General features: G+C 60.0%; 18 protein-coding genes and 14 pseudogenes. 6 read left to right on the top strand and 26 right to left on the bottom strand.

Annotation, left to right across the window (positions count from 1 at the left end):
• Nucleotides 1–45 precede the first annotated feature (45 nt).
• Both JCM13583_RS05525 and JCM13583_RS05520 read left to right on the top strand, forming a co-directional pair.
• Nucleotides 46–1,721 (top strand): annotated as a pseudogene (locus JCM13583_RS05525) (MFS transporter).
• Complete coding sequence (locus JCM13583_RS05520) at nucleotides 1,693–2,133, top strand: MarR family transcriptional regulator (RefSeq protein ID WP_162509465.1); 441 nt, start codon at nucleotides 1,693–1,695, stop codon at nucleotides 2,131–2,133. Before JCM13583_RS05525 ends, JCM13583_RS05520 begins: the two are co-directional and overlap by 29 nt.
• A 28-nt stretch (nucleotides 2,134–2,161) precedes the next feature.
• Here the strand turns inward: JCM13583_RS05520 and JCM13583_RS05515 are convergent, their stop codons facing one another.
• Nucleotides 2,162–2,785: an FMN-binding negative transcriptional regulator gene (locus tag JCM13583_RS05515; protein ID WP_075056984.1), complete on the bottom strand. Its 624-nt coding sequence runs from the start codon at nucleotides 2,783–2,785 to the stop codon at nucleotides 2,162–2,164.
• An 80-nt stretch (nucleotides 2,786–2,865) separates the two neighbouring features.
• On the opposite strand from JCM13583_RS05515, the gene JCM13583_RS05510 reads away from it, so the two are divergent.
• A complete protein-coding gene (locus tag JCM13583_RS05510) occupies nucleotides 2,866–3,264 on the top strand; it encodes an NfeD family protein (protein WP_075056983.1) in 399 nt (132 codons plus the stop codon).
• A 138-nt stretch (nucleotides 3,265–3,402) separates the two neighbouring features.
• Here JCM13583_RS05510 and lysS read toward each other — a convergent pair.
• The 18 genes and pseudogenes from lysS to JCM13583_RS05430 form a co-directional block, all read right to left on the bottom strand.
• Nucleotides 3,403–4,819: pseudogene (lysS, locus tag JCM13583_RS05505) on the bottom strand (homocitrate synthase).
• A 197-nt stretch (nucleotides 4,820–5,016) separates the two neighbouring features.
• Nucleotides 5,017–5,190: a hypothetical protein gene (locus JCM13583_RS13910; RefSeq protein ID WP_171823462.1), complete on the bottom strand. Its 174-nt coding sequence runs from the start codon at nucleotides 5,188–5,190 to the stop codon at nucleotides 5,017–5,019.
• Nucleotides 5,142–5,717: a hypothetical protein gene (locus JCM13583_RS12330; RefSeq protein ID WP_171823461.1), complete on the bottom strand. Its 576-nt coding sequence runs from the start codon at nucleotides 5,715–5,717 to the stop codon at nucleotides 5,142–5,144. The genes JCM13583_RS13910 and JCM13583_RS12330 overlap by 49 nt, the downstream gene beginning before the upstream one ends.
• Nucleotides 5,659–6,102, bottom strand: a complete 444-nt coding sequence (locus JCM13583_RS12325) for a hypothetical protein (protein WP_162509462.1) — start codon at nucleotides 6,100–6,102, stop codon at nucleotides 5,659–5,661. Before JCM13583_RS12325 ends, JCM13583_RS12330 begins: the two co-directional genes overlap by 59 nt.
• Nucleotides 6,103–6,110: 8 nt before the next feature.
• Nucleotides 6,111–6,608: pseudogene (locus JCM13583_RS05495) on the bottom strand (3-isopropylmalate dehydratase).
• A 14-nt stretch (nucleotides 6,609–6,622) separates the two neighbouring features.
• Nucleotides 6,623–7,906: pseudogene (locus tag JCM13583_RS05490) on the bottom strand (3-isopropylmalate dehydratase large subunit).
• Between the two features lie 143 nt (nucleotides 7,907–8,049).
• Nucleotides 8,050–9,739: pseudogene (locus JCM13583_RS05485) on the bottom strand (APC family permease).
• Between the two features lie 410 nt (nucleotides 9,740–10,149).
• Nucleotides 10,150–11,142: an aminotransferase class I/II-fold pyridoxal phosphate-dependent enzyme gene (locus tag JCM13583_RS05480; protein ID WP_162509461.1), complete on the bottom strand. Its 993-nt coding sequence runs from the start codon at nucleotides 11,140–11,142 to the stop codon at nucleotides 10,150–10,152.
• Nucleotides 11,139–11,781, bottom strand: a pseudogene (locus JCM13583_RS05475) (bifunctional phosphoribosyl-AMP cyclohydrolase/phosphoribosyl-ATP diphosphatase HisIE). The gene JCM13583_RS05480 and the pseudogene JCM13583_RS05475 overlap by 4 nt, the downstream one beginning before the upstream one ends.
• Nucleotides 11,768–12,542 (bottom strand): annotated as a pseudogene (gene hisF, locus JCM13583_RS05470) (imidazole glycerol phosphate synthase subunit HisF). The pseudogenes JCM13583_RS05475 and hisF overlap by 14 nt, the downstream one beginning before the upstream one ends.
• A 15-nt stretch (nucleotides 12,543–12,557) precedes the next feature.
• Nucleotides 12,558–13,237, bottom strand: a pseudogene (locus JCM13583_RS05460) (1-(5-phosphoribosyl)-5-((5-phosphoribosylamino)methylideneamino)imidazole-4-carboxamide isomerase); the annotation flags it as partial.
• Nucleotides 13,234–13,826, bottom strand: a pseudogene (gene hisH / locus JCM13583_RS05455) (imidazole glycerol phosphate synthase subunit HisH). The pseudogenes JCM13583_RS05460 and hisH, both read right to left, overlap by 4 nt.
• Nucleotides 13,823–14,358 (bottom strand): annotated as a pseudogene (locus JCM13583_RS05450) (imidazoleglycerol-phosphate dehydratase). Before JCM13583_RS05450 ends, hisH begins: the two co-directional pseudogenes overlap by 4 nt.
• Nucleotides 14,355–15,526, bottom strand: a pseudogene (gene hisD, locus JCM13583_RS14335) (histidinol dehydrogenase). Before hisD ends, JCM13583_RS05450 begins: the two co-directional pseudogenes overlap by 4 nt.
• Nucleotides 15,524–16,084, bottom strand: a pseudogene (gene hisG / locus JCM13583_RS13890) (ATP phosphoribosyltransferase); the annotation flags it as partial. The pseudogenes hisG and hisD, both read right to left, overlap by 3 nt.
• A 27-nt stretch (nucleotides 16,085–16,111) precedes the next feature.
• Entirely contained in the window at nucleotides 16,112–16,390 is a 279-nt protein-coding gene (locus JCM13583_RS12320; protein WP_162509460.1) for an ATP phosphoribosyltransferase regulatory subunit, read from the bottom strand.
• Complete coding sequence (locus JCM13583_RS12315; protein ID WP_162509459.1) at nucleotides 16,378–16,740, bottom strand: ATP phosphoribosyltransferase regulatory subunit; 363 nt, start codon at nucleotides 16,738–16,740, stop codon at nucleotides 16,378–16,380. The genes JCM13583_RS12320 and JCM13583_RS12315 overlap by 13 nt, the downstream gene beginning before the upstream one ends.
• 419 nt (nucleotides 16,741–17,159) lie before the next feature.
• The gene (locus JCM13583_RS05430) at nucleotides 17,160–17,939 is read right to left on the bottom strand and encodes a M20/M25/M40 family metallo-hydrolase (protein ID WP_075056980.1); all 780 of its coding nucleotides are present in this window, start codon (nucleotides 17,937–17,939) and stop codon (nucleotides 17,160–17,162) included.
• A 33-nt stretch (nucleotides 17,940–17,972) separates the two neighbouring features.
• Here JCM13583_RS05430 and JCM13583_RS12310 point away from each other — a divergent pair, with 33 nt between their 5' ends.
• Complete coding sequence (locus tag JCM13583_RS12310) at nucleotides 17,973–18,206, top strand: hypothetical protein (protein WP_162509458.1); 234 nt, start codon at nucleotides 17,973–17,975, stop codon at nucleotides 18,204–18,206.
• A 34-nt stretch (nucleotides 18,207–18,240) separates the two neighbouring features.
• Here the strand turns inward: JCM13583_RS12310 and lysX are convergent.
• From lysX to JCM13583_RS05405, 5 genes and pseudogenes are all read right to left on the bottom strand, one after another.
• Nucleotides 18,241–19,044, bottom strand: a pseudogene (gene lysX / locus JCM13583_RS05425) (lysine biosynthesis protein LysX).
• 50 nt (nucleotides 19,045–19,094) lie between these two features.
• Complete coding sequence (locus JCM13583_RS05420; RefSeq protein WP_171823460.1) at nucleotides 19,095–20,153, bottom strand: aminotransferase class III-fold pyridoxal phosphate-dependent enzyme; 1,059 nt, start codon at nucleotides 20,151–20,153, stop codon at nucleotides 19,095–19,097.
• A 221-nt stretch (nucleotides 20,154–20,374) separates the two neighbouring features.
• The gene (locus JCM13583_RS05415) at nucleotides 20,375–20,962 is read right to left on the bottom strand and encodes a hypothetical protein (RefSeq protein WP_075056979.1); all 588 of its coding nucleotides are present in this window, start codon (nucleotides 20,960–20,962) and stop codon (nucleotides 20,375–20,377) included.
• Nucleotides 20,963–21,110: 148 nt separating this feature from the next.
• Nucleotides 21,111–22,177: pseudogene (locus JCM13583_RS05410) on the bottom strand (N-acetyl-gamma-glutamyl-phosphate reductase).
• Between the two features lie 51 nt (nucleotides 22,178–22,228).
• On the bottom strand, nucleotides 22,229–22,423 hold the full coding sequence (locus JCM13583_RS05405) for a hypothetical protein (protein WP_075056978.1): 195 nt from the start codon (nucleotides 22,421–22,423) through the stop codon (nucleotides 22,229–22,231).
• A gap of 74 nt (nucleotides 22,424–22,497) precedes the next feature.
• Between JCM13583_RS05405 and JCM13583_RS05400 the strand changes: the two genes are divergently transcribed.
• Nucleotides 22,498–22,860: a hypothetical protein gene (locus JCM13583_RS05400; RefSeq protein ID WP_162509455.1), complete on the top strand. Its 363-nt coding sequence runs from the start codon at nucleotides 22,498–22,500 to the stop codon at nucleotides 22,858–22,860.
• Between the two features lie 37 nt (nucleotides 22,861–22,897).
• Here JCM13583_RS05400 and JCM13583_RS13885 read toward each other — a convergent pair whose 3' ends face one another.
• The gene (locus tag JCM13583_RS13885; RefSeq protein WP_171823459.1) at nucleotides 22,898–23,044 is read right to left on the bottom strand and encodes a hypothetical protein; all 147 of its coding nucleotides are present in this window, start codon (nucleotides 23,042–23,044) and stop codon (nucleotides 22,898–22,900) included.
• On the opposite strand from JCM13583_RS13885, the gene JCM13583_RS13880 reads away from it, so the two are divergent.
• On the top strand, nucleotides 23,043–23,180 hold the full coding sequence (locus JCM13583_RS13880) for a hypothetical protein (protein WP_171823458.1): 138 nt from the start codon (nucleotides 23,043–23,045) through the stop codon (nucleotides 23,178–23,180). The two genes, JCM13583_RS13885 and JCM13583_RS13880, sit on opposite strands and share 2 nt — an antisense overlap.
• On the opposite strand, the gene JCM13583_RS05395 is transcribed toward JCM13583_RS13880, so the two are convergent.
• Nucleotides 23,177–23,734: a hypothetical protein gene (locus JCM13583_RS05395; RefSeq protein ID WP_075056976.1), complete on the bottom strand. Its 558-nt coding sequence runs from the start codon at nucleotides 23,732–23,734 to the stop codon at nucleotides 23,177–23,179. The genes JCM13583_RS13880 and JCM13583_RS05395 overlap by 4 nt on opposite strands.
• Between the last annotated feature and the right edge of the window lie 27 nt (nucleotides 23,735–23,761).

Here is a 23,761-nt window from a genome sequence, read left to right as displayed (position 1 = left end):
CAGTATAAATGGATAGCACTGTCAAACACCACAATAAGCATACTGATGGCCTTCATCAACCAGACGATCCTGATAATCTCGCTCCCAGCCATATTCAGGGGGGCATAGACCTGAACCCGTTCGCCCCCCCTGGTTCGTTCGTGTACCTGCTGTGGATCATAATGGGCTACAACATAGTCACAGCCACACTGCTCGTGACATTCGGCAGGCTCTCAGACATATTCGGGAGGACAAGGCTTTACAACATGGGCTTCCTCATATTTACCATCGGCTCCATACTGCTCTTCTTGACGCCGGGCAAGGGTACAACCGGCGCCCTCGAGCTCATACTCTTCAGGCTTGTCCAGGCCGTCGGCGGAGCCTTCCTCATGGCCAACAGCGCCGCCATACTCACGGACGCCTTCCCGCCGACGGAGAGGGGGGGCAAGGCCCTTGGCCTGAACCAGGTGGCCGGCCTCTCTGGCTCTTTCATTGGCCTCCTCCTGGGGGGGCATACTGGCCACGATAAACTGGAGGTTCGTGTTCCTGGTTAGCGTGCCCGTGGGCATCCTCGGAACGGTCTGGTCATACCTCAAGCTGAAGGACGTCGGCAGGAGGGACACGCAGCAGAAGATCGACTATGTGGGCAACATGATGTTCGCTGCGGGCCTGACCTCAATACTCGTAGGTGCAACATACGGCCTGATGCCGTACGGCAAGAGCACCATGGCTGGGGAAACCCGCTGGTCATAGCAGCGATCGTCGTTGGTGCCGCGGTACTTGTGGCCTTCGTCTTCGTTGAGAAGAGGGTGCGCTCGCCCATGTTCAGGATGGAGCTGTTCAAGATAAGGCCCTTCACATATGGCACCCTGGCGGGCATGCTCAGCTCCATAGGCAGGGGCGGGCTGCAGTTCATGCTCATCATACTGCTCCAGGGCATATGGCTCCCGCTCCATGGCTACGCTTATTCTGTGACGCCGTTCTGGGCAGGCGTCTACATGCTCCCCCCCTGACCGCGGGCTTCCTGATCATGGGCCCGCTGAGCGGTGCGCTCTCCGACAAGTACGGGGCAAGGTTCCTGGCCACATTCGGCATGGTCGTCGCAGGTGTGGCTTCATAATCCTGGCACTCCTCCCGTACAACTTCGTCTACATCTACTTCGCCCTCGTGCTCCTTGTCTTCGGCCTCGGCAGCGGCATGTTCGCCTCGCCCAACTCCGCCTCAATAATGAACTCCGTGCCCCCCCGGAGACAAGGGGTGCTGCATCAGGCATGAGGACGACGATGCAGAACGCAGGCATGACAGCGAGCCTTGCCATATTCTTCTCAATAGTGATACTCGACCTCTCCTACAGCCTGCCACACGCTTTCGCTTCCACGCTTACAGCGGCTGGCGCCAGCTCGCTTGTCCCCGTACTTCAGCAACATACCGCCGACCTCAGCGCTCTTCTCAGCCTTCCTGGGCTATAACCCGGTTGGCACCATACTCAGCAGCCTGCCATCATCCGCCACCAGCGGCCTCAGCGCCTCGGTAATATCGACGCTTGAGAGCAACACCTGGTTCCCGCATGTCATAGCGCCTGCCTTCATGAAGCACTCCACATAACCTTCTACTTCGGCATGGCACTCTCCTTCATCGCGGCGGTCGCGTCCGCCATGAGGGGCAAGAAGTACGTGCACGACCTGGACGGCAGCTTACAGGTGCAGAGGGGGGGTGATAGCAGTGCTCCGAGAGGGAAGTGACGTTGAGCCGATAAATATATGGCGCCTCTACTCGCGGACGTGGAAGAAGTGGTACAGGTGCGTTGAAAGGAACCTGAGCTCCCTGGGCCTCGGGGGGGTCAACGACTACTCCACCATACGCATCCTTTCCGAGGAGGGAGAGTGCAATATGGCCTACCTGGCCGAAATGCTGCACGTCTCCCAGGGCTGGATGACCGGGCTGATAGACAAGCTTGAGGAGAGGGGGGGCTGGTCAGGAGGGTCAGGGGGGAGACGAGGACAGGAGGGTCATAAAGATAGCCATCACCGACCTCGGGAGGCAGACCTTCGAGAAGGCCAGGGAGACGCACATGAGGTTCGTGGAGAAATCGCTAAAGTCGTTCTCCAAGGAGGAGCTCAGGGAGTTCTACAGGCTCATAGAAAAGCTGAGTGAAAACATAGATGAGATATCACAGTGAGGCTCAGGGCAGAGCCCTACTCCACATTTCCCAGGAGGCCCTCCATGAACTCAGCAGTTTCCCTGCCGTCCGGCAGGCCCCCCTCAGGTGTTCTATGGCACTGAGCCTGTCAGGCAAAGGCCTGTTCTGGCTCATCTTGAACTTGGCCTCCAGAGACTCGACCAGGAACCTCATCCCAACGATCTCCCTCATCATGGTGCGGTAGTAGTCCTCCCTCTCCATGTGCCATGACGCCCACTCGGCGTCAAAGACCTCTGAGAGCCGCCTCAGGATCCAAGCCTTCTTCTCCTCGTCCGTTACCTGGGCACTGCCAGCGGCCTTCACCACAGCGTAGTTCCAGGTGGGCACAGACCTCCTGTCGCCGTACCACCTGGCTGATATGTAGTGGTGTGGCCCGAAGAACACGAGGTATGACCTCCTGCCCTGGGCCTTCTTCCAGTGCTCATTGAATACTGAGAGGTGGAAGTAGGCCTCTATCTGCTCGCCAGGGACTGTGACCACGGGAACGAGGGTCATCTCAATGTCCCCCCCATCAACAGGCGTCAGCAGCTGCGCAAACGGGTACTTCTGCATGAAGCCAACGATCCTCTCCCTCTCCCTGACAGCGAACTCCCTCGGTATGTACACGGGCATACAGCATACACGCCCTTATAAAACATGGCTGCAGGGTGGTAATGGTTTTATAACACCACTTTGTATTAAGGATTATGTATATTTCCTCCCTCACATTCGACGCGGAAATCATCCTCACAGCGGTTCTCGCCTTCTTCTTCGGCGCCTGGTTCGCGAGGCTCTTCCTCAGGAGGCCGTGGGGGGGCAGGAAACCCGTTACGGGCAAGGAGGCCCTCATAGGCAGCAGGGCCATAGTGAAGAGCATAAGCAACGGGAACGTAACTGTGAGCGTGAATTCCCAGCTATGGTCCGCCATCGTTGTGGGGCCAAGCATAAACGTGGGCGATGAGGTCATAGTCCTGGGCGTGGACGGCCTGAAGCTCAGGGTGGCCAGGCTAGACAGGCAGCAGATAATAGCGCCCCCCCTGATGAGGCGTATAGGCCAGTCCCTCTGCACAGCCCCCCCGCGTGAGACCGTTTCCTGGCATCCCTAGCCCGTAGGGCCTTGTGCACTCCGCTCTCCCTTGACCACAGGCATGGGCTGGCCACATATGGTGCCCCCTGCTGAATGTGTTGGCTGGATGCCCTGTACCGCTAGGCCACCGGCAGCAAGCCTGCCCTTAGCACGGTCCTCAGGCGGGCAGCTTCTTGAGCACCATGTCCGTCTTTGTGGATGAGAGGCCCTTGACCGACCTCATGGCCTCTATTATCCTGTTTATCTCCTTCGTGCTGCTGCCCTCAACCCATGCAACAATGTCGTACTCCCCCCCGGAAACCTCCACGACCTGCCTGACGCCCTGGATGGAGCTGAGCCTCCTGGCCACTGATGTTGTGTAGATGTTCGACTCGCACTTGACGGACACCATGGCCTCGATGTTGTCCGGCGTGCTGGAGGAGACCCTTTTTCCCGTCTCCCTCTCCACAAGCTCGACGAGATCGGCATCGGAGAACGACCTGGTATCCTCAGCCCTCTTTATGGCAGATATGACCCTGGTGAGCTCGTCATCGCTTAGCGGGATGCCCATGCGCTCCAGCCTGGCCTTCACCGCGTGCTTGCCTGTGTACTTGTCGATCACATAGTCCCTGCTCCTGTTTAGCAGGGATGGGTCCATGAACTCGTAGGTCCTCGGGTCGCTCAGTATGCCCTGGACGTGTACGCCCGACTTGTGCACGAAGGCGAAGTCTCCTGTGATGGGATAGTTGGGGGGGGCATCTGTATGCCGCTGTACCTTTCCACCAGGACCGAGAGATCCCTGAGCCTGTCCAGCCTGGCCACGTCCACGCCGAACTTCTGCTTGATGGCGACAGCAATGACCTGCGTTGGCGTTATCCCCCCCACCCTCTCGCCGAGGCCGTTGACCGTGCAGTGTACTATGGTCGCCCCCCCGGCTGATATGGCGGCAAGAGAGTTGGCCACCGCGCACCCCCCCAGGTCGTTGTGCCCGTGGAAGTCATACTCAACGCCTGGCTCTGCGGCCCTCAGCCTCCTGAAGAGGCCCGATGTCTGCTCCGGGTCAAGGAGGCCCACAGTATCCGCGACGCCTATCCTGTCCGCACCGCACTCCCTCGCTGTCCTGATCACCTGGATGAGGTACTCCTGGTCCGTCCTGGAGGCGTCCTCCGGGGGGGTGAAGCGCACCCTGAAGCCATGGTCATGCGCGTACTGTATTGCGTCGCCTATCTTCTGCAGTGCAGCTTCCCTTGTGTCCCTGGTCTTTGCCGCCAGGTGGATGTCGCTCACTCCGTACCATATGGCTATCCTGTCAACCTCCAGGCCCATCGCAATGTCAACGTCAGAGCGCACTGCACGGCTGTGAGCCACCACCTCGCTCGTGATCTCCCCCTCACGCCTAAGCCGCATAATCTCCTTTACGCCGTCGTAAACGTCCGGAGACACCGCCGGGTGGCCCACCTCTATCATGCTGATGCCAGCGCCGAAAGCGCCCTCGCAATCTCGACCCTCTGCTCCCTCGTGAACACGACCCCCGGTGTCTGCTCGCCCTCCCGCAGGGTGGAGTCCAGGAGGCCAACCCTGATCCCATGTGTCATGCTATCCTGCCCCCCCATGGCAATGTGAGATATAAAATTATCATTAATCGTAATCAGATTACGAATTTCGTATAGATGACGGATCGTGTCTCTCTTCATCTTTTCCAGAAAATTTCAAAATATATACCTCTCAGTCTCCCTGCCAGCCATCAGGACAGTCTGTTACGTATTCCGTACCGTACATTCAGGAGATCGTATCAGCGCATCTCCGCGATGATGCTGTCAGCCAGGGACACTGTGGTGCCTCTGCCGCCCAGATCCGGGGGGGTCAGATCCTCCGGAGACCGGAGCACCCTGTCTACGGCACCATCGATGGCCCAGGCTACCTTCTCCAGGTCCCTGAGGCCCTTCCTCTCAGAGAGCCAGGACATGAGCATGGACACGGAGAGTATCTCGGATATGGGGGGGTTCGATATCCCTTTCCCTGCAATGTCAGGTGCGGACCCGTGGACGGCCTGGGCCATGGCAAAGCTGTCGCCAGCGTTGATCGAGGGTGCCAGCTAGTGTCCCCGAAAGCTGCCGCCTCATCGGAGAGTATGTCGCCGAACATGTTGGTGGTAACGATGACATCGAACTTCTCAGGGTGCAGTACCATGTCGTAGGCTGTGGAATCCACTATCCTGTCCTCTGCCTTCACCTCAGGGTACCTGGAGGCCACTTGCCGGAATGCCTGCAGGAAGAGGCCATCCGTCATGCGCAGCACGTTGCCCTTGTGCACAGCGGTTACCTTTTTCCTCCTCCCCCCCATGGCGTACCTGAACGCGACCTCTGAGATCTTCTGGCTCTTAGCCCTCGTTATGACCCTCAGGGACATAGCCACGTCCGGGGTGGGCATGAACTCACCGGAGCCTCTGAACATGTTCCTGTCCGCGTAGAAGTCCTCTGTGTTCTCCCTCACTATGACAATATCGACCTCCTTCCCGCAGATGTTCCTCCCCCCCTTGACCTTGATGGCTTATGTTCGCGTATAAATCGAAGTGCCGCCTTATCCTGCCCGATGGGCTCACCGTCTCCTCCAGCGTCCCCCCCGGGTAGCTGCCGACCTCCAGCGGGCCCAGGACCAGTGCATCGCACCCCCCCGCTATGGTCTCAAGGACGGCGTCAGTCAGAGGCCTCCCGAACCTCTCCACCGATACCCAGCCCACGGGCACGCCAACCAACTCGACCTCAGTCTCCCCCCCATACGCTTCCAGGGCGCTCCTGAGGACCCTGATGGCCTGCGGCACCACCTCCCTGCCTATCCCATCGCCCTCAGCCACTGCGAGCCTGAGCCTCCTGTCCATGGCACCACCTAAAGCGGCTCCTCGCTCAGGAGCCCCCCCCTGGCCCTGAGCACTTCGATTATGCCTCCCGCGTCTATTATCTCCATAAGGAAGGCCGGGAGGGGCCTGAACCTTATCTCCTCCCCCCCTCCTCCGTCCTCACCCACCCCCCCTCGTCCAGGTCGGCCTCCAGGGTCTGGCCCTCCGTCACCGCGGAGGTTATGCCAGGCACGGCCACGGCCGGGAGGCCCACGTTCACGGCGTTCCTCAGGAAGAGGCCGTTCACCGATTCTGCGAATACAGCCCTGATGCCGAGCATCAGGAGGTTTGTCGCCGCAGGCTGGAAGACCCAAGGCCGAAGTTCTTCCCTGCCACCAGGAGGTCTCCGGGCCTGACCTGCTCGGCCCAGCCCGGCCTGTTGGCCCACATGGTGTATTTTGGCTATCCCTTTCCGGCAGCGTGTAGCAGATGTGCGGGTACATATTATCGGTGTTTACGTTGTCGCCGAAGACCCAGGCCCTCCCCATGACCCTGTGGGCTGTCACTGTGCCATCACCTCCCTGGGGGGGTCTGAGATGTAGCCGTTCAGGGCGGAGGCGGCCACTGTGGCGCTCGAGGCCAGGAATATGCTGGCGTCCCTGGAGCCCATCCTGCCCCTGAAGTTCCTGGTGGTGGAGGTCACAGCAACCTCGCCCGGGGCCAGCAGCCCCCCCATGTGGCCACCGAAGCACGAGCCGCACGTGGGGTTTGTGACCACCGCCCCGGCCTCCGCGATCGCCTTTATGTAGCCCAGCTCCAGGGCCTCCCTGTATATGTTTACCGTGGCCGGAGTGACGATGAGCCTCACGTCCCTGTTTACCTTCCTGCCCTTCAGTATCCGCGCGGCCACCTCAAGGTCATGCAGCGTCCGTTGGCGCATGAGCCGATTACAGCCTGGTCTATCCTGGTGCCCTGCACGTCACCGACTGGCCTTACGTTGCCCACGACGTTGTGGGGGCACCGCGACCATTGGCTCCAGCTCCCCCCCGAGGTCAACAGTGTGCGTCTGTGCGTACGGGGCACCTGCATCCGGTGCCACGGGCCTGTAGTTACCTACCCGGCCTGAAAGGTATGAAGATAAGACGCTGTCATGCTCGAAGATGGAGAACTCCACCCCCCCCAGCTCCGCCGTCATGGCGGATATTGAGGACCTGTCGTCCATGGAGAGAGAGTGCATGTCTCCACCGAACTCTATGTTCATGTTGGATATGTCACCCACCCGCCTGGCTATCTCGAAGAAGGCGTCCTTGGCCTCAACGCCCTTCCTGAGGCCACCCTGGAAGTCTATCCTCACTGTCTCCCCCCCGACGATGAACCACGTCCTGCCCGTGCAGAGCACCTGCATGAGCTCCGGGGGGGTGCCCAGCCCCCCCCTGCTCAGGCAGTTGAAGGCACCCGCTGCTACCGAGTGCGAATCTGTGTTCGCTATTATCGACCCGGGCACAAACCAGCCAAGCTCGGCCCCCCCGAGGGCATGCGATATGCCTCCCCCCCTGCCGGCGTCATAGAAGTTTCTTATGCCCCCCCACGCCCTTGCAAGCTTCCTTATCTTGCTCGTGCCCTCCGCCAGCTCTACGGTTGCCGGCGGCACGAAGTGGTCGAACACTATGGACACCCTGTCCGGATCGAATGGCCTCTTCGGCGGGTTCCTCACCAGCTCTGGGTGCAGTCCAGCTATGTCCAGGAGTATGGCCCTGTCCACGCTCACATTCACAATATCGCCCGGCGACACCGTGCTAAGGCCGGAATGTTCCGCCAGGATCTTCTCCACCATGTTCATTGCCAACACGTACACCTCTACGAATTTCGTAAAGAGATTTACGATTTCAGGACGCAATGCGGTGATAGTATTAAAAACTTGGTCGAACGGAAAATCCCGAGCCTGTGGGCAAGAATTCAGGACATGTGGGCCAGGGGTAAGGGTGTGCATCAGACGTACTGGTCCCCCCCTGACCTGACCATGGCCTCCACCTCCTCCGTCCTGATGCCCGAGTGCACTGCCCAGAAGTACATGCCGAGGCTGAATACCGCCACAACGATGAGGTCCACAGGGAACCCCAGGACACCGATTCCACCGTACTCTCCGAGGTAGGAGAGGAGCGTCAGGGCTAGGATAAACACAGGCACCCAGGCACCTGCCTTCAGGTTCTTTCTGTCGAAGCTCTGCCTGATCTTGCCGGCGAAGGCAAGGGCGAAGTAGAGGATGAAGCCTGCGAATATCGCTATCGCGAGGTAGAGCGTGTCCGGCCACCCAGTCCAGTACACCGTCTCAGAGGCCAGGACGAACGCGACCGGCGATAGCACCCTGGCACCCCCCCACAGCCTGAAGGGCCTCCTCAGCTCTGGCGCCTGCCTCCTCAGGTTCATGAGGGCGGCCCCCCCGCCGACCACGTAGGTGAATACCGTGGCCCCCCCGCTTATGAAGCCCACCATCTTGTACCAGCTGGGGAATGGGAGGAAGAAGAGGAAGCCAACGAGCAGCGTGGCCACCAGGGGCAGCAGTGGTATCCTGGTCCAATCGCTGATCCTCTTGAACGAAGCAGGTAGGTGGCCGTTCACCGCCATGCCGTAGAGTGTCCTTGTGGATGTGCCCATGTACACGTTGAGCGTCCCTGCAGGCGCCAGGTATGCGCTCGCATAAAGTGTGTAAGTGAGCCACACCATGCCGGCTGAAAGTGCTATCGTTGCGAACGGTGAGTTCCTCAGGTTATAGGCAAGGGGGTGCAGGGCCGCGGCATCCCTTGCTGTGGCCAGGGCGTTCAGTGTCTGCCACTGGCCCGGGGGCAATGCCCATTGCCGACCAGTTGATGCCCCCCCTACGAAGAGGACCTGGAGGAGCGAGTAAATGAGTATGCCTATCAGCACAGAGACAACAGTTGCTATCGGTATCGACCTCTGCGGGTTCTTGGCCTCGCCACCGTAGTCCAGGGCCTGCCTGAAGCCGAAGTACGAGAAGACTATGCCACTGCTCGATATTGCGGCGAATACGGGCGCCCACCCGTACGGGAGGAAGCCGTTGGGAGGCACCACATCTGAGGGGTTGAAGTGCACCGCGAAGAGCACCACTATCGTCACGACAGGTATGGCCACCTTCACCCATGTCAGGCCCTGGTTTGACTTGCCCATTATGTTGACACCGAAGTAGTTCAGGACGAAGAAGCCGGTCATGAGGAGCATGGCAATGAGCGTCCCGATGCCAGTCATGACACCGTTGGCCACCAGGGTAGGGTGCTTCACGTAGCTGGCGGCATAGGTCACCACAGCCTCCGCCTCGATGGCCGGGACAGAAACAGCGCTGAGAAAGTAAGCCCAGCCAAATATGAAACCAGCGAAGCTGCCATGTGACAGGTATCCGTACCTCACTATGGCACCGCTCCTAGGTATCATCGCGCCCAGTTCCGCATAGACGAGCGCTATGAATATCACTATGACGCCCCCCTATAACCCAGGCCGCTATGGAGCCTGGCCCCGAGAGGACGGATGCACCGTAGGCGGCAAATAACCAGCCGGAGCCTATTATGCCGCCCACGCTGAGCATCAGCAGGTCCCAGGTGGAGAGCGCTTTCCTCAGTTTCCTGTCCTGGTTCTCGTGCGTATGTTCCGCGTTCGCACTTTCCATACACAGTATTATCAATTGTATCTATTTATTCATTTCATTTCTGATATCAAGTGACATCTATTGTAATATATTAAGTATTAGACTAGTTAGCTGTAATATATTGATGCATGAACTGTCAGGGGTGAAGGGAATGGTAGAAACTGCAGTGAAAATACGGCAACTTTTCAAAACGGAAACTGGCCAGCGGTGGGCGCCTCCCATTCGCCCGGCACCATAGACCGAGGTACGGTGCCACCAGCTGTGCTCCACCAGATATACCGGCACTTCATGGCCTGGTAATCCGCATGACGACAGGCCATGGGTTACCTGTCCCGGCACCATGCACACCATGGCAACACGGGCATGCCGGTCAAGGGGGCCTACCAGTGCTTCCGCTTCAAGCCGCCCCCCCTGTGGTGGTGCCTAAACCATCATGGCCCGGCCAGGCGGCCGCCAGCCCCCCCGGACACCAGCTCAAGGTAGGCCTCCAGGAACGCGTCGTTCTCCCTCCTCTCGCCCACGGTGACCCTGCTCATCTCAGATAGCCTGCCAGACAGTTTCCTGACCAGGATGCCCCCCCTCTCGGCCAGCCTCTCCCTCATGTCGCCCTTTACAAGAAAGAAGTTTGTGGTGCTCCTGACGCAGAGTTCGCCCAGCCGCTGCTCCATCCTCTCCCGCTCAGCCACTATGTAATCGACAGTCTTCCTGACGAGGTCGCGGTGCCTCAGCATTGCACGCGCCACGCACTCTGAGAGGACGTTGACCGGGAACGGCGCCCTCCTGCCCAGCACCCTAGATGCCGTCTCTTCACTGGCCACCAGGTAGCCGACCCTCACGCCTGCCATGGAGAACGCCTTGGAGAATGTCCGGAGCACCATTAGGTTCGGGTAATCGCTGACCTTTTCTACCATCGTGTGGCCAGAGAAGTCCCAGTACGCTTCATCTAGAAGGACATTGGTGCCACGCTCCAGTGCTGAAAGGACTATGTCCTCTTCCGCCTCCGTCCCGGTCGGGTTGTTGGGCCTGCACACTACCAGAAGGTCGCCGCTGCCTGTCTCCGGAGGCTCCGGGAACCTGAACTCCGGGCTGAGCCACACCGGGACGTACTGCACCCCGTGCTTCTCTGCAAAGAACCTGTACATCTCGAATGTCGGTTCGTATACATAGATACGCCTGAACATGGTTATGACCTCTGGCAGCAGGTCGTCGCTGCCGTTTCCCACAACCACGTTCCCCATGCCCAGTCCCAGTGAATCCGCTATGTCCTGCCTGAGGCCTTCCCCCCCCTCAGCGTCCGGGTACCTGTTCCATTCCCTTTCCAGCATGGCCCTTACCGCCTCTTCCTTGACCTCTGCAGGTATATCGAAGGGGGCTCTCGTTCCTATCAAGCCTGACAAGGCAGATGGCCTGTTCTGGTACCTCATCTCCTCCTCCTCGAAAGTTCCGACATGATTTCAGAGAGCTTGACACCGTTCAGGTTCAGGAGCACCAGAAAGTGGTAGAGCATGTCGGCACCCTCGTATATGATCCTCTCCCTCCCCCCCTGCGCGAGCAGCACCTCGATGCTCTCCTCCCCCCCGAACTTCTTGTAGACCTCCTCCCTCCCCCCCTTCATGAAGAGGCTCCGGGTGTACGAGTTTTCTCCGCCCTCCCTCCTCCTTCTCTCAATCACGTCCTCCAGGTCTCTGAGAACAGCAAGGGAGTAATCAACGTTCTCCCTCTCCGCACCGGGAGCGTTCCTGAAGAAGCACGTCCTATAGCCCATGTGGCAGGCAGGCCCCCCCTTCTGCTCCACCAGGTAAAGGAGAGAGTCGAAGTCGCAGTCTCCCCCCCTTATCTCAACTACCCTCTGGGTGTTGCCGCTCACCTCCCCCCCCTTCATCCTCACCCTGCCCATGGACCTCGAATAATAGTGGGCGTAACCTGTCCGGGCCGTGAGCTCCAGGGCCTCCCTGTTGGCGTAGGCCAGGGTCAGCACCTCTCCCCCCTACGGACTGCACCACCACCGGGAGCACCCTGTCGCCTATCCTTGAAATGAGTTCCGCCAGTTCACCTCCTGACATGTATACCGTTCCTCCAGAGGTATTCCTTAAGGTCGCCAATGCTGAAGCGGGAATAGTGGAAGACCGAGGCCCCCCCAGGGCCGCGTCAGCGCCTGCCCTGAACGCATCGAGAAAGTGTTCCATGGTCCCCCCCGCGCCCCCCCGGAAATTATTATTGGTAGCGATGTGGCCTCCCTTGCTGCCGTTAGCATGCCAGTGTCGAAGCCCTGTCCTGTGCCGTCCCTGTCAATGGACGTCAGCATTATTTCACCTGCCCCCCCGAGGTCCTCCACCCTGCGGGCCCAGTCTTCAAGCTTGAGGCCAGTTGGTGCAGTACCGCCAGCCACGAAGACCTCGTACCCTCCCCCCCCTGCCCTCTTTGCGTCAATGGCGCAGACCACGTTGGAGGAGCCGATTGTCCTGGCCATGTCCCTCAGCAGCTCCGGGTTCCTTACGGCTGCAGTGTTCACGAAGACCTTGTCCGCACCTGACCTTATTATGTTCACCGCTGTCACGAGGTCCCCCCCGATTCCGCCGCCGACCATGAACGGGACTGTTAGCACCTCCGCCACAGCCTTTGCCAGTGCCACCATGGTTTCCCTGGACTCCCGGGAGGCCGTTATGTCAAGGAACACGACCTCGTCTGCACCCTGCTCCTCGTAGTGCCGTGCCAGCTCCACGGGGTCCCCCCCTGCGTCCCTCAGGCCCCCCCTGAAGCGGATGCCCTTGACAACCCTCCTACCGGCCACGTCAAGCGCAACGACAACCCTCTTCGCCAGCAACTCACAGGCCCCCCCCAGGGACTTCAGGTCAACCGTGCCCTCGTAAAGAGCCTTCCCTATTATGCAGCCAGTGAAGCCTGACCTGATGAGCCTCAGGACGTCGTCAGCGGTTGTCACCCCGCCCGCGTAAATGAAGTCCTCGTCTGCCCAGAACCTCTCGACCGTTTCCACACCGGCCATGGTGCCGTCCCTGTCCACGGACGTGTATATGAACCTCCTCACCAGCCTTTCATGGCAGAGTAGCCCGAGGACACATGCCGCCCTGAGACGCGGGTCCAGCCGTTGGTGGCCATGAGGCCGCCCCCCCTGGAGTCCAGGCTGACAGCCGTATCCGGGAAGAGCCTGACGACCTCCCTGACAAAATCGAGGTCCTGTGCAGCTGTGCCCAGTATAACCGAGCGGACGCCTGTGGAATATGCTTCCTCTATCGCCTCCATCCTCCGGAATCCACCTCCCACCTGCACGTAGGCACCTGTCCTGTCAACGATCCTCTTCACGACTGCCATGTTCTTAGGCGAGCCTGTGAATGCACCGTCAAGGTCGATGATGTGGAGCGTGCCGGTTACCGATGCAAACCTCTCCGCCACCTCCACGGGGGGGTCGCCGTAGTCCGTGGCCCTCTCCCTCATGCCCCGGTACAGCCTCACCGCCCTGCCGTTGAGTATGTCAACTGCTGGAAATACCCTGAACCTCATGCCATCACCCCCCCGAAGTTCCTTAGCACCCTGGCCCCCCCTGCCTGGCCAGACTTCTCTGGATGGAACTGCACCCCCCGAAAACGTTGCCCTTCTCGACCACAGAAGAGAAGGCACCCCCCCCGTAATCCGTCAAGCCCCCCCTTGTGAACTCCGATACCGGGGCGTAATAGGAGTGCACGAAGTAGAAGAACTCCCCCCCACGCCTTATGCCCTTCAGAAGCACAGATTCTCCTGACGGCTCCACCTGGTTCCAGCCTATGTGGGGCACCCGGACTCCTGAGAAGCGCTTCACGGTGCCCCCCCTGAATATGCTCAGGCCGCGGCCAGGTCCCTCCTCGCTTCCCTCGTAGAGGAGCTGCAGGCCCAGGCATATCCCCCCCAGCACGGGTATGCCCTCCCTCACCCTGCCAATGATCGCTTCCCTCACCGTTTCCAGCGTCGGCATGGCCGCGCTGAAAGAACCGACGCCAGGTATGATGAGTGCACTCGCCCTTTCGACACCGTAGACATCCCTCACTGCGGTGCCCCTCACGGCCCTGAGCACGTTGCTCATGTTCCCAAGACCTAGGTCAACAACGCCCATCATAGTGACCCCTTCGTGCTCTCGGTCCTGTCAGAGGGCCTGAGCGCACTGCCAAGCACATGCCAAGGGCCTTGAACGATGCTTCCACGGCGTGGTGTGTGTTCCCCCCCACCCTCATGCCGACGATGTGGAGCGTGAGGCCGAGCTCCCTGCAGAGGGCCCACATGAACTCACGGACCAGCATCGGGTCGAAGCCCTCCGCTTCCCTGACATCCATATCAAAGCTGAGGAAGGCCCTTGAGACGTCCACGGAACACAGGACCAGCGACTCGTCCATTGGCACGATGGTGGAGTGGAACCTCGCACAGTTCTCCCTGAACCGCCTGAGCTCCTGCCCCCCCATGGTGATGCCCACGTCCTCCCAGAGGTGGTGCCTGAGGTCCCAGGTGGCCCTCACAGTGCCCGAGAACCTCGCGTGGAAGTAGAGAGTCCTCAGCATGTGGTCGAAGACGCTGTCACCGGTGGCGACCTCGGTGCTCCCAGGCCCTGTGGAGACCTCAACGTAAACATCGGTCTCCCTGGTCTGCCTCCTCACAGCCTCGCCTCCAGAGACCTTGCATGCCCCCCCTCCATGCCCTCAGCCCTGGCCAGGGTTATGCCGCTCCCGACACCGGACTGAAAGTCACCCCCCCTGGACACGTGCGCAAACGAGATGCGCCTGACAAAGTCCTCCACAGTTAGCGCTGAGCCGAACCTGACCGTGCCGCCCGTTGGGAGGACATGGTTGACGCCGAGGAAGTAGTCACCCGCCGGCACAGGTGTGAAGGGCCCCCATGTAGACCGCACCTGCGTTCTTCACCCTTTCCAGGTACCTGAGGGGGGGCTCAGCGCACAGTATCTCCAGGTGCTCAGGTGCAATCTCGTTGGCCCTGTCTATGCACTCCTCCACGCTACCGGCGAGCATGACCTCTATCCTGCCCCCCCCGTTGAGCGACATGGCCTCCCTGGCGGACGTGGTGCATAGCCATGCCTTCGAATCTGGCCCGTGCTCCAGCTGCGATTCCAGGTCGGCAAGGACCAGTTCGGGGGGGGCTGGCTCCCATCGGATACAACGAAGACCTCCGATGGGCCTGCGAGGCCGTCTATGCCCACCTGCCCGAAGACCTGCCTCTTCGCTTCATTTACGTACCTATTCCCTGGACCGAATATCTTGTCGACCCTCTCCATGCCAACACCGAAGGCCATGGCAGCTATGGCCTGCACACCTCCTATCCTGTACACCTCCCTTATGCCCAGGACCTTAGCCACATACAGTATCTCCGCTGCAACCCTGCCTGACTTCGGTGGCGTGCACACGGCGATCTCCTCAACCCCCCCGGCCACCCTGGCGGCACTGCTGCCATTATCAGTGAAGAGGGGAGGGGCTTGCCCCCCCCGGGCACGTATATGCCTATCCTCCTGATGGGCCTCCTGAGTATGCCGTAGAGTGAGCCGTCTTTAACATAGAGCTCGTTCCCCCCCCTCACCTGCAGCCTGTGGTGTTCCGTGACCCTCTCCACCACCCTCTCTATCGACTCCCTGACACCCTGGGGGAGCAACTGCCCTGAACCCTCGACCTCGTCCTCCGGTACACGGAAGGGGCCACCGAAGCCGTCGAACTCCTGTGAGTAGCGCCTCAGCGCTTCCAGCCCGTGGGCCCTTATATCCTCAAGGATACCGGCAACGTAACTCTCAATACCCCCCCCATTGCATGCCGCCTCCATCCTCGAGATAAGGGCCCTCATCTCCCTGTACTTCGTCTTCCACGAGACCCTGTTCACAACCACCTGGCACGCACGTCCATCACCTTCTCGTACTCCAGCAGGCCGTTCTGTTCCAGTGTCCTGCCAGTCTCAACTATATCAAGGATCGCATCGGCCATGCCAGTGACCGCGGCCAGCTCCACAGAGCCGGAGAGCTTGAGCACGGAACCGCTCACGCGCCTGCTGGAGAGCAGCCTTGAGGCTATGTTCGTGTACCTGGACGCTATCCTGACTCCGTCCCTCAGGCCCCCCCTGAAGCCAGGCGGTGCGGCTATGCTGAGCCTGCACCTGCCGAACGGGAGGTCCAGGGGGACCAGCACGTCATTCCCGCTCTCCTCGACCACATCGCTCCCCCCCGTTATGCCTATTTCCGCCCCTGCCTCCACGTAGCCCGGAACGTCCGCCGCCCTGGATATCAGGAAGGTGTTGCCCCCCAGACCTGAGGGCCAGTGACCTGCCCGCAGTGTCCGGGACTTCCACACCCGATAGCCTGAGCACCTGCAGGGAGGGCCCCCCCATCAGCCGGCCCTTGGGGGATCACGAAGATCACGGCACCACCTCCACAGGTATGCCCATGCTGACCATACGCCTGGCCTCCACCATGGCCCGGCCTATGTCTGACCGCGTGATCACTCTCCTCTCCACGCCCCCCCTCCTGTTGTCGTAGAGCGAGGCGATTGCCTCCATGTCCAGGGCGAAGCCTGAGCCTGAGAAGCTGCCTATGGAGTACCTTCCACCCCCCCTGCCAAGGAGGACACCGCTCCTGGGAGAGTAGACCTCAAAGACGATCCCGCTATAGTAAGGTTCCGGGTTCACGGTGCACATGTCAAAGGTGAGCCTGCTGTCCCCCCCACCTTCTCCCTAATGTACTCCAGGGACGGGATGCCCATGCTCTCTCCCCCCCTGGAACCCAGGAATTCCAGCAGCTTTGCCCTCGACCTGTCGTCGAGTGGTACCTGCCGCAGGACACCAGGACTCCTCCTCAGGAACGCGGACCTGACCTGCTCCCAAAGTGACTCCGGCACTGCCTCCTTTATCACAGACATGTCACCCACGTCGATGGAGAAGTCCCCCCCTATGCCCAGGGATTCGAGGCAAGATATCATCAGGGATATGGCCTCAACCGTGTCATCCAGGGGGGGATCGCCGCGCACGACCTCAGCGCCAGCCTGCACTGGCCCTCAGGGCCGGACCTCAGGACCTGGGAAATGTAGTACAGCCTCCTGCTCCAGGTGTCCCGCCTCCAGTTCACCGCTATCTGCGAAGTCAGGTCTGGCCCGCAACGTAGAACTCGTTGCCGTACACAAGGCGTATGCCATCGGCGAGCAGGCCATCGTACCTCTGCACCTTCGGCAGGAAGGCCTCCTCATAGCCCCCCACAGCGAGAATGTGAGCCTCAGCCTCTCAGCGACCTTTGGTAGAAGAGATCTTGTGTCCCTGCGCTCCAGGCCATCACTGATGAAGGCACCGACTCCTGTCCTTTGCAGGAGTCATCTCACGACCGTCGTAAGCGTTCATGTGATAGAGCGTATCATACCACCCCCCCTATTTAAGGTTGTGCCATGGAAGCCCACGTATACGGACCGGTATGGCATCAATCACCCCCCCTGGACACATTGCCAAGGCCAAGGAGGGCCTCCGCCGTGACCGAAGCGGCCTTCTCCACGTCACCTGCACTCACCCACTCCAGCCGGGTGTGTGACATCTGCGGGTCGCCTGGACCGTATGTTATGCACGGGATCCCCCAGAGCCTGCCCAGGATGTTCATGTCCCCCCCGCTCCCGCTCTTGAACAGGAGAGACGGCCTTGAGCCCGTGACACTTTCAATGGCCCTCCTGAAGCTCGCGACCAGGGGGGGCGACTTCATGTCGGAGACATAGGCTTCCACAGAGGAGAGCTTCCTCACCCTCAGGCTACCGTCGCCGCCAAGCACGCCCCTGAGCCTCTCCATGGCCTCCGCCGCGGTGACCGATGGCGGGAACCTCAAGTCCAGTAGCATCCTCGCGCTGGAGGGCGTGACGTTGTGCGCGGTGCCCGCACTCAGCCTTGTAACGGAGCATGAGGTGTCCCTGAACTGTGAGCCGTTCCCGAACTCGCCCCTCAGCCTTCCCAGGATATCATAAACGACGTCAACAGCGTTCCTGCCCAGCCATGGTGCACTTGCGTGGTGCGCCTCTGTGTCCACAGAAACCGAAACGAGGAGCCTGCCCTTGTACCCAACGGTGATGTCCTTGGTGTTGCTGGGTTCGCCGAACACAGCGAAGTCCGTCGCCTGGAGCTCCCTGGATATGCTGTATATGCCCTTGCTCCTGCTCTCCTCGCCAACAGCGCCCGCGAACACCACCTTCCCAGGGAAGCCAGACCTGTGTGCCATGCGCCGCCGAGCAGGAGGGCCAGTAGAGGTGACTTGGCGTCCACCGCTCCCCCCCTCCCGAATATTCGGTCGCCATCCACCCTGGGCTCAATGAAGCCTGCCACGGTGTCCATGTGGCCGCAGAGCAGAACGCTGGGCCTCCCCCCCGAGCCGGCCTCCGCTATGACGTTGCCAGTTGCATCCACACGAACCTGGCTGTACCCAGCCTCACTGGCCAGCCTCTCAACGACCCTGGCAACGCCCTCCTCCCTGCCGCTCGGCGAATAGTGCTCCAGGAGTTCCAGAAGGGCCCGGGAGACGTTCATTTTATCACACTCAGGGCGTAGTCCACGATGGCCCCTGGTATGTCGACGCCTGTCTGGGCCACCGTGTTCTTGAACTCCGTGGTGCCGTTGATCTCGTGGACGAGGTAGCCGTCCTTCGATTCCATCACATCCACACCGTACACCCCCGGGGGGGCCCACTGCCCTTGCGGCCCTCACGGCCACATCCTCCAGCTCGCTGTCTATCGGGCACTTCTCCGCCCTCCCACCACGTGCAGTGTTGGTCCTCCACTGGTCTCCCCCCCGGTACCTGTATATTGCGGCCAGGGCACGGTCTCCTGCAACGAACACCCTGATGTCCCTCCCTGGCTTCTCGACGAACTCCTGGAGGTATGAGACGGAGTACAGGGGGGGATACATGTGTTCCCTGTCCTCCAGGACGGCTTCCGCAGCATCCCTGTCCCTGAGGAGTGCCACCATCCTGCCCCAGCTACCGGTCACGGGCTTTATCACGGCCCTGCCACCAAGTATGCCTGAGAATGCTCCATTGCTTTCTCAGTGGATAAGGCCACAACCGTGTGCGGTGTCGGCACCCGGTTCTTCACGAAGGCAAGTGAGGAGAGCATCTTGTTGCCGCTTATCAGTGTGCTGTTCAGGTCGTTCACAACGGGGTGGCCCAGGTACTCCAGGTAGGCGGTTATGTGCAGCCCCCGGTAATAACTGACAGAACGCTGCAGCGTCACGTCACCGAACTCCTCCGGTACCTTTCCGTTCAGGTCCATTACGATGTCTGAGGAATCGATCATCCTCACGGTGAGGCCCCTGTCCTGGGCGGCCTTCATCAGGGCCTTCTCCTCCCACCTGACAAGGTCGTAGACTATTGACACCTGCGTCACGCGCCACCCTCCCTTGCACTGGCCACCTGCCTCTCCAGCGCGCCCTCCATGGCGGAAGCTGCGATCTCTACGGACTCCCTTGTTATCACATATGGCGGCAGAAGCCTGATTGTGTTTATCCCGGAGTAGAGGGGTATTGCACCCCCCCCGTCTATCATGGACATGAGGACCGGAAGGAAGCGTATTCTGAGCTCCACGGCGTTCATGAGGCCCATGCCCCTGACCTCTTTTACGAGCCTGTGGTCACCCACGGTTTCCGTGAGCGAATCCCTGAGTACCCTCCCAATGCTGTCAACGCGCTCAAGCAACCCGCCCTTCAGCTGCCTTATGACCTCTGTGCCCGCAGCGCAGGCAAGCGGGTTGCCGCCCGTGGTGGACGACTGCTCCCCCCCAACCTCGAGCACCTCCATGAACTCCTTCCTGCCGGATGTTGCGGACATGGGTATGCCGCCGCCTATGCCCTTTCCCGCAGTCAGGATGTCCGGGACGATGCCGAAGTGCTGGTGCGCCCACCACTTGCCAGTCCTGCCCATGCCTGACTGGACCTCATCCGTCACCATGAGGATGCCGTTGTCATCGCATACCTCCCTTACCTCCTTCAGGTACTCCCCTGGAGGTATGTTCACGCCGCCCTCTCCCTGCACTGGCTCCACAAACACAGCGGCGTAGCTGTCCAGGTCCGGGACCCTGCGCAGGGCCTCCGCGTCCCCGAATGGCACGAACGTGACTTCCGGGTACAGGAGCCCGCTAAAGGACTTCCTGTACTTCTGCGAGTGTGTCAGGGATACAGAGCCCATAGTCTTCCCGTGGTATGACCTCTCCATTGCGATGAACTTCCTCCTCTTCGTGTACTTGAAGGCGACCTTCATCGCGGCCTCCACAGCCTCGGTGCCGCTGTTCCCCAGGTAAGTCATGGATGACTTCCATGGCAGGATGGACGAGAACTCCCTGAGGAACTGCGCCCTCGCCGGCGTGTAGAGAGAGGCGTGGGCTATGTCCATCTCCATGAACTGCCTCTCCAGGGCCTCGAGGACCCCCCCTGTTGCCGTGGCCAAGTATTGCCACCCCCCCGTAGCCGCTCATCAGGTCCACATACTCCTTTCCAGATGGATCGTAGAGCCTGTCACCGCTGCCCCTGGAGATGACGAGCCCGAACCTCTGGTATGAATGGACCATCAGCTCCTCTTCCGTTTCCCTCACGTCCATGTGACCACCGTCCCCGATGCCCCAGATATGGCCCTGGAGATGGCATTCTCAGAGCTCCCCCCCTGCGCGATCACAGCCAATCTGGCACCCCCCCCTCGACTGCCTCCCTGGCCGCCATGAGCTTCTTGTCCATGCCGTTCCCGACCCTCTGGAGCACCGCATCGTAGTTCGACCTGTCGATTTTGTTCAGCACCTGGCCGTCCAGAACAACGCCAGGCACGTTCGTAAGGAGGACAAGAGCGTCCGCACGCATCCTGGACGCTATGAAAGCGGCGAGTCTGTCTCCGTCAACGTTCAGCGGCTCGTTCTCCTCCCCACATATTATCGGCGCGATCACAGGCACCGCACCTGACGACATTATCCCGGTGAGGACGTCTGCCCGCAGGTGCGTTGGCCTCCCCCGTGAACCCCCCCCGTCTATCACCATCCTGCGCCCCCCCTCTCGTTCAGCACGACTAGCCTCTTCTTCCTCTCTCCCCCCCTTATGAGGCCCATGTCCAGGCCAGTGAGGATATGCGTCCCTGCCGCAGGCGCGCATCTCCCTGAGGATGTCCATTGCAACCAGACCACGCATGACCATGCTGAAGAACTCCATGGTCTCCCAGTCGGTGTACCTGCTCCTGTAGCCCTCAGGAGAAGTTACGAACTTCTGCTCCACGCCGTACCTCTGGCCCAGGCTGTTAACCCTGTGGCCCCCCCTCCGTGCACCAGTATGACTGTTCCCATGGAGGCTGCCTCCCTCACCACCTGCTTCCAGGCCTCCGAGGAAAGGAGGCTCCCACCCAGTTTCACCACTATCATATCAATCAGGCCGGATGAAGCGGGATCGTGCTCAGCCCCCCCTGTGTCTCGGGGAAGCCCAGCATCAGGTTCATGGAGTGCACCGAGTTCCCTGCAGCTCCCTTGATAAGGTTGTCTATTGTCGATATGACGACAACCCTGCCCGTGTGCCTGTCTATCTCGAAGCCTATGTCCACGAAGTTTGAGCCCACCGTGATCTTGGGGTCTGGGAGCCTGTATACTCCGTCCCTGTCCCTGATGAAGCGTACGAAGGGCTCCCCCCCGCGGTAGGTCTGCCTCATGATCTTCCACACGTCCACCTCTGCCACCTCCCTGTCCGTGAAGACAGAAGATGTGGTCTGTATGCCCCCCCTCACCATGTTCACCGCGTGCGCGGAGAGGGCCACCTTCACCTTCCTCCCCCCCGCGTGCTGCGAGAGTTCCTGCTCGATCTCCGCCGTGTGCCTGTGGCCTGCAGCCCTGTATGGCTGATGGAGTTGTAACGTTCCGAGTACACCGAAGCCCTGTTCGCCGCATTCCCTGAGGCCGACGACCCTGTCTTCGCGTCGACGACAGTGACGTCGTTGATCATGCCCGACCTGGCGAAGGGCAGGAGGGAGTATATGGTGGAGGATGCTATGCAGCCAGGGTTGGCCACAAACCTGGCATTCCTTATCTCCTCCCTGTGGGTCTCAGGGAGCCCGTAGACGAACCTCGGCAGGAGGTCGGGTGCAGGGTGCTCGAACCCGTACCAGATGGGGGGGTAGAGGGACGGATCTTTGAGCCTGAAGTCGCCGGTCATGTCTATGAGCCTGGTGCCCATCTCCACTATCTCCGGCGTGACCTTCACGGAAGAGCCGTGTGGCACGGAGAGGAAGAGTAGGTCCACCTTTGATGCCGCGGTCACCGGGTCATCGTCTGTGAACTTGAGCTCCGTGAAGCCCTTGAGGTTAGGGTGGGCCTTGAAAACGTATTCTCCCTTCATGGTCCTGCTGGTGGCGAGGGTTACGTCGACCCCCCCTCCGTGCTGCAGGAGGAGCCTGAGTATCTCTCCGCCAACGTAGCCAGAGGCACCTACAACTCCAACGCTCACCATTTCTATCACTCTGAAAAGATAGTTGTCAAAAATATCAATTCTCTCGGATTAATTACAAATAATTCTGATTTTATTCTCCCAGTCTTCCTTAACGTCCTCCGCGGCCTGCAGCGTGACCTGCCCGCCGCCCACGCCCACGACCTCATAGTCAGTGCCGCAGTCTGGGCAGCTCACAAGCTCGCCCTTCAAGCAGTCATCCGGTACCTCGATTAAACCACCGCACATGCTGCACTCCGTCTTCATTCCAACACCCTGTCAATGAGTGTCGATGTATGACCGCTCAGTATAAATAGTTTTTGACCAATATCGGTCACAGCATGACGGATCAGGCCAGGGAGCGGAGCGTACAGTCCATGGTCAGTGAGGTGGTCGAAAACGACATATTCCTAGCGAACGCGCTCAAGAGGGGGGGCTACGCGAACCTCAGCCAGGTGGCCAGGATGATAAGGCCAATCGTCAGGGACAGGCTGAACTCGGAGGTGACCGAGCAGGCCATCCTCTCCGCGCTCAAGAGGAAGAGGGCCTCCCTGCCCAGGGCCGAGAACAGGATAATGAACGTCCTGGCACACTCCAACCTATCGCTCTACGGCGGTGTGGTGAAGGTAGTCCTGGGCACGGAGAGTGCCTCCAGATACTCGGAGACATCCTCTCGGGGAACAAGATATACAACATATACGTAACAACGAGCCCAAACTACGTCACGGTCATAGCGGAGGCTCAGGTCATCGGGGAGTTCAGGAAGGACCTGGAGAGGAAAGCGGTACACATTGCAGAGGATCTGTCGCTCATAGTCATAAGGGGGGGGCCCGAGGAGCTCATCGAAACAGAGGGTTTCCTCGCATACCTGTACGAGAAGCTTGCCATGGCAGGCGTGAACATAGAGGAGGCGACGAACAGCTACACCGACACCCTGGTCCTACTGAAAGCATCGCAGGCCCCCAGGGCATTCCAGGCCCTCAGCGACCTGATGGAGAACGCCAGGATCAGGAGGTTCGACTAGAGGGTGAGGGCCTCGTAGGCCCTTATGCCGTCGCTCCTCCTCACCACGATTATGGTCTCGTTTGAGCAGGAAATGAGCTGCAGTATGTTTATCCCGGCGGAGAAGAGCCTCTCCGTTATCCTCATGACGAAACCCGGCACCCTCTCTATCTCCTTGGGCGACAGGATATGTATTGCACTCACGTCCCTCTCCACCTGGCCTGATGTGCCCACCTCTATCTTTCCCACCCTGAGCTCGTCCACTATGTAAACTATGGAGTCCTGGAGGTAGGTGGCGGAGAGGTACTTGACGTTTATTGGCCTTGATGTGGTTACGACAGCAATCTTGTCCTGCAGGGTGATCTTGCTCCTGCCGAGGAGTTCCTCAAGGTAGCCTCTGGAAGTGCCCTTCTCAGCAGTCTCGGATGATATCTTGTTCAGCGTGTACCTTATGGATGATATGCTGTACTCTGGGAACTTGTCATGTATGTCCCTGGCCAGGCTGCTTATGTTCACTATCCCGCTCCTCAGTGAGGAGTAGATGTCCGGGTAGAGCATGAGGTAGTTCCTGACCATCTGCTCCAGCTTTCCCCCGCTCCTGCC

It is taken from the genome of Thermogymnomonas acidicola JCM 13583 (assembly GCF_001316105.1).
In the GTDB taxonomy this organism is placed as follows: Archaea; Thermoplasmatota; Thermoplasmata; order Thermoplasmatales; family Thermoplasmataceae; genus Thermogymnomonas; species Thermogymnomonas acidicola.
This window is presented reverse-complemented; position numbering and strand designations above follow the sequence as displayed.

Excerpts from the sequence above, each read along its gene's own strand:
- JCM13583_RS05405 (WP_075056978.1), bottom strand. The coding sequence starts at position 22,423 with ATGAAGACGGAGTGCAGCATGTGCGGTGGTTTAATCGAGGTACCGGAT.
- JCM13583_RS05400 (WP_162509455.1), top strand. The coding sequence starts at position 22,498 with ATGACGGATCAGGCCAGGGAGCGGAGCGTACAGTCCATGGTCAGTGAG.
- JCM13583_RS13885 (WP_171823459.1), bottom strand. The coding sequence starts at position 23,044 with ATGGCAAGCTTCTCGTACAGGTATGCGAGGAAACCCTCTGTTTCGATG.
- JCM13583_RS05430 (WP_075056980.1), bottom strand. The coding sequence starts at position 17,939 with ATGGCACACAGGTCTGGCTTCCCTGGGAAGGTGGTGTTCGCGGGCGCT.
- JCM13583_RS05395 (WP_075056976.1), bottom strand. The coding sequence starts at position 23,734 with ATGGTCAGGAACTACCTCATGCTCTACCCGGACATCTACTCCTCACTG.
- JCM13583_RS12325 (WP_162509462.1), bottom strand. The coding sequence starts at position 6,102 with ATGGACAGGAGGCTCAGGCTCGCAGTGGCTGAGGGCGATGGGATAGGC.
- JCM13583_RS05510 (WP_075056983.1), top strand. The coding sequence starts at position 2,866 with ATGTATATTTCCTCCCTCACATTCGACGCGGAAATCATCCTCACAGCG.
- JCM13583_RS12320 (WP_162509460.1), bottom strand. The coding sequence starts at position 16,390 with ATGTGCACCGTGAACCCGGAACCTTACTATAGCGGGATCGTCTTTGAG.
- JCM13583_RS05480 (WP_162509461.1), bottom strand. The coding sequence starts at position 11,142 with ATGAGGTACCAGAACAGGCCATCTGCCTTGTCAGGCTTGATAGGAACG.
- JCM13583_RS13880 (WP_171823458.1), top strand. The coding sequence starts at position 23,043 with ATGGCAGGCGTGAACATAGAGGAGGCGACGAACAGCTACACCGACACC.
- JCM13583_RS13910 (WP_171823462.1), bottom strand. The coding sequence starts at position 5,190 with ATGTCCTGGCTCTCTGAGAGGAAGGGCCTCAGGGACCTGGAGAAGGTA.